General features: G+C 63.7%; 3 protein-coding genes and 1 pseudogene. All 4 read right to left on the reverse strand.

The annotated features are described in order from the left end of the window. The coding region (locus ENZ75_RS28650) for an ABC transporter permease subunit (RefSeq protein ID WP_128278503.1) at window positions 1-529 on the reverse strand (529 nt) is incomplete at its 3' end. After that, window positions 529-1,242: an ABC transporter permease gene (locus ENZ75_RS28655; RefSeq protein WP_196815384.1), complete on the reverse strand. Its 714-nt coding sequence runs from the start codon at window positions 1,240-1,242 to the stop codon at window positions 529-531. The genes ENZ75_RS28655 and ENZ75_RS28650, both read right to left, overlap by 1 nt. 155 nt (window positions 1,243-1,397) lie before the next feature. Further along, window positions 1,398-2,198 (reverse strand): transporter substrate-binding domain-containing protein, encoded by an 801-nt coding sequence (locus ENZ75_RS28660; RefSeq protein WP_063169843.1) that lies wholly within the window; start codon window positions 2,196-2,198, stop codon window positions 1,398-1,400. Between the two features lie 53 nt (window positions 2,199-2,251). After that, a pseudogene (locus tag ENZ75_RS28665) lies at window positions 2,252-2,440 on the reverse strand (histidine/lysine/arginine/ornithine ABC transporter ATP-binding protein); the annotation flags it as partial.

Below are 2,440 nucleotides of genomic sequence, written 5' to 3' on the forward strand. Positions count from 1 at the left end.
TGCCGAAGGCGCGGGCGGCTTCGAGTTGCCCCTTGGGCACGCCGGCGAAGGCGCCGCGCATCACCTCGCCCTCATAACCGGCGAACGACAGGGTCAGCGCCAGCACGCCATAGGGCCAGGCTTGCCGCAGATATGGCCACATCCAGGATTCGCGGATCCACGGATATTGCGGGAACAGCGAACCCAGGCCGTAATAGAGCAGCCAGAGCTGGATCAGCAGCGGCGTGCCCCGGATCACCGTGCAGAACACCTTGGCGGGTGCGGCGAACCAGAACGAGCCGGCAGCCTGCGCCAGGCCAAGCGGGACGGCCAGCAGGAAGCCCAGCACGCAGGTGACGGCCAGGATCCACAGCGAGCGCCAGAGGCCGATCAAGCCCATTTCATAATATTGCGGCAGCCAGTCCCAGCGCATGAAAAAGGCGGCCGACAGAACAAGGCCCAGTGCGATCAGGATCAGCACGATGCGGTGCGGCTGCAGCCACAGCGACGTTCGCGCGACGACGTCGATGATGGTCGCCTCGTTGGCCATCAGCGCGCCTCCTTGAGCGAAGGCATGCCGCGCCGCGACCAGGTCTCGACCCGGCCGATAACGAGGTTGGAAAACAGCGACAAAAGCAGATAGAGCACGCCCGCCGCGAAAAAGAAGGTGAAATAGGCCTTGGTGACGCCCGCTGCCTGCCGCGTTGCCAGCGCCAGCTCGTAGAAGCCGACAACAGCCAATAGCGCGGTGTCCTTGGTGGCGATCAGCCAGAGATTGGCGAGGCCCGGAATAGCGAAGGGCAGCATTGACGGCAAGGTGATGCGCCGCAACATCAGGCCCGGAGACATTCCATAGGCGCGGGCGGCTTCGATCTGGCCCTGCGGAATGGCCAGGATCGCGCCGCGTATCACCTCTGTCGAATAGGCGCCCTGGACGAAGCCGAGCACGGCGATGCCGGCGGCAAGGCCGCTCACGTCGACGCGCTGATAACCCATGGCCGTCAGCGCCTGATTGATCAGGTCGGTGCCGGCGTAATAGAGCAGCAGGATCAGCACCAGTTCGGGCACGGCGCGCACGATGGTGGTGTAAACCGCCAGGAGATCGCGCACCACCGGCCCGCCATAAAGCTTGCCATAGGCGCCGCCGGTGCCGATCAGAAGGCCGAGGCACGTGGCGCCCAGCGCGATCTCGATCGAATGCAGCAGCCCAACCAGAAGCGCCCCGCCCCAGCCTGGCGGGTAGGGCGAGAGAAGCTCGGTGATGCCGGCCGCGGAGGCCGAAAGAAGTGCGTCGATCAGCGTCGCCCCCGAAGTGCTGACTAACCGCCGACGGCTGCGTCGGCGGCAAACATGCCTGGGAAAGATCGAGCAGGTGGGGCATGGCGCGACGCCACACCCCACAGCTCATACGAGGATCGTCAGTTCGACTGCGCGCCGCCGCCGCCGTAAATGTCGAAATCGAAGTATTTCTTCGAGATCTCGTCATATTTGCCGTTGGCGCGGATCGCCTTGATGCCGGCGTTGATTTTGCCCTTCAGGTCGGTGTCTTCCTTGCGCACGCCGGCGCCGACGCCCGGTCCGAGCACTTCGTCATCGGGAGCGACCATGCCCTTCAGGTCGCAGCAGGCTTTGCCCTGGTCGGATTTGAGGAATTCGCCAAGCGCGATGGAATCGGCCTGCACCGCGTCGAGACGGCCGGCGGCCAGATCGTTGTTGGCCTCGTCCTGGGTCTGGTATTCCTTGATCTCGGAGGCTGTGCTGCCAAAGTGCTTCTTGGCATAGACAGCGTGCACCGTCGACACTTGCACGCCGACGATCTTGCCCTTGAGGTCGTCCGGAGCGGAGCCGAATTTCTGGTCCTTCGGGCCGATGATCGCGGTCGGCGTGTTATAGTACTTGTCCGAGAAATCGATCGTCTTCGCGCGTTCGGCGGTGATCGACATCGAGGAGACGATGAGGTCGATCTTCTTGGTCGTCAGAGCCGGGATGATGCCGTCCCAGGCAACCGGGGTGATGACGCAATCGAGCTTCTCCTCGGCGCAGACGGCGTCGATGAAGTCGATCTCCCAGCCGATCCATTTGCCCGAAGCATCGGGCGAGGTGAAGGGCGGATAAGGCTCGGCGGCGACGCCGATCTTGACCGGATCGGCCTTGGCCACGCCCATGGCGGCGACGCCGAGCAGCAGCGCTGCGGCAAATGTCTTCAGAACGGTCTTCATTTCATGACTCCCAGTTTGTTGTTGGTTCCCGGTTTTCTTCCGTCCCGGCTTGCCTAGCCGATGTTGCGGATGAACTGCTTCAGCCTTTCGGATTTCGGTGCGCCGAAGATCTGCTCCGGCGGCCCTTCTTCCTCGACCAGCCCGTTGTAGAGGTAGACGACATGGGTCGCGACCTCGCGGGCGAACTTCATCTCGTGGGTGACCAGCACCATGGTGCGGCCTTCGCGCGCCAGGTCGCCGAT

The sequence above is a fragment of the Mesorhizobium sp. M7A.F.Ca.CA.002.04.1.1 genome, from assembly GCF_004022805.1.
Classification (GTDB): Bacteria; Pseudomonadota; Alphaproteobacteria; order Rhizobiales; family Rhizobiaceae; genus Mesorhizobium; species Mesorhizobium ciceri.